The following is a 1,308-nucleotide window of genomic DNA, read 5'->3' as shown; positions in this document are numbered from 1 at the left end:
GAGGTGGAGGGACTGGCCCGATGAAACCCAGCAACCGCGATGCAGGTGCTAATTCCAGCAGAACATTTTTGTTCTGGGAGATAAGACGAAGATATACGTAACTTCTTCTTATCGGAGAGGTTTTTTTGTTGCAAAAAAACCGATTATGAAAATTTATTTTAAGAAGAAAGGGTAATTAACTGTTACGATTTATTTAACCAATTATAACTAAAGTTAATTAAATATATCAGCAAGCCCTGCTAGTCAAGTGATTGGCTAGTAGTGAGGGTTAACTGCGGGCAATCCCTAAAGCTGATTGAACTACAGCGTGGCTAGAAATAGCGAGCGTGAATGTCGCGAAAGCAGAAAAAATCAATCAGATCGTGCAAGGTTAAATCCTAAACACTAGAACAATGGGTCTTCCGCCTCGAATCATCTAAGTCAAAATTGATAAGATGAACGTTCAACGACTATCTCGTATAACTGACGAGAGTACATCACAAGCCTATGGTGGTGGAAAAATCCTCTATCTCTAAGTAGATAAACATATAGTCTGCGCTCATGTGAAAACATGAGAAGTTCATAAGAGAACTGGCTAAGGAATTGCGCCCTTAGTTGAACAAGATAAATTTTATTGAATCTATCAAACTTTATTGAATTTATCGAACGTATGTGCTACGTTCGATTCAATGAGGTGAGAATAATAATGAAATTTTTACGAGTTAGTCAAGTATCAGAATTAACAGGTTTGTTGCATCCGAGTAGTCTCAGGAGAATGCTGGTGGAACACGCTACTATTCAGAAGAACAAATCTTTCATTATCTGAAAGGTGAGTGCCCGAATAATCGCACAGTAAAGGAGTTAAATTCTGATGATATTGGCGAAGAAAGTCAGACTGATTCCAACGCCTGAACAAGAAAAAGTGCTTAGAAACCATGCTGGTGCTGCAAGATTCGCTTATAACTATTGTAAAAGAATGAGTGATAGATACTATAAGCTATTTGGAAAATCTGTTTCACAGTTAGCTTTACAGAAACGATTTACAAAGATCAAGAAGCGAAAGAGATATGAGTGGTTAAATGACATCAATGCACAAGTTCCCAAGCAGGCTTCAAAAGATTTTGACAAGGCGAGGAAGAATTCGTTCGAAAAGTACAAAAATGGTTATCACACTTCTTATAAATCCAAAAAAGATTTAATCCAAGGATTTTATGCCAATTATGAAAGACTGATTATAGGAAAGAAAGTAGTTGATATTCAGTCCATTGGAGAAGTGAAAACAAGCCAACAACTACCAAGAAACAAAAAAACATCAAATCCAAGAGTTAC

Annotated in this window: 1 protein-coding gene and 1 riboswitch; the gene reads left to right on the top strand. The window is 36.9% G+C overall.

What is annotated here, in order from left to right; genetic code table 11:
* A riboswitch (SAM riboswitch) is annotated at nt 1-79 on the top strand.
* Between the two features lie 771 nt (nt 80-850).
* The coding region (locus V7038_RS08670) for a transposase (RefSeq protein WP_335469842.1) at nt 851-1,308 on the top strand (458 nt) is incomplete at its 3' end.

This window comes from Bacillus sp. JJ783, from assembly GCF_036963225.1.
Lineage (GTDB): Bacteria > Bacillota > Bacilli > Bacillales > Bacillaceae_G > Bacillus_A > Bacillus_A cereus_U.
The sequence above is the reverse complement of the archived record's forward strand: the minus strand, read 5'-3'. Positions and strand labels throughout refer to the sequence as shown.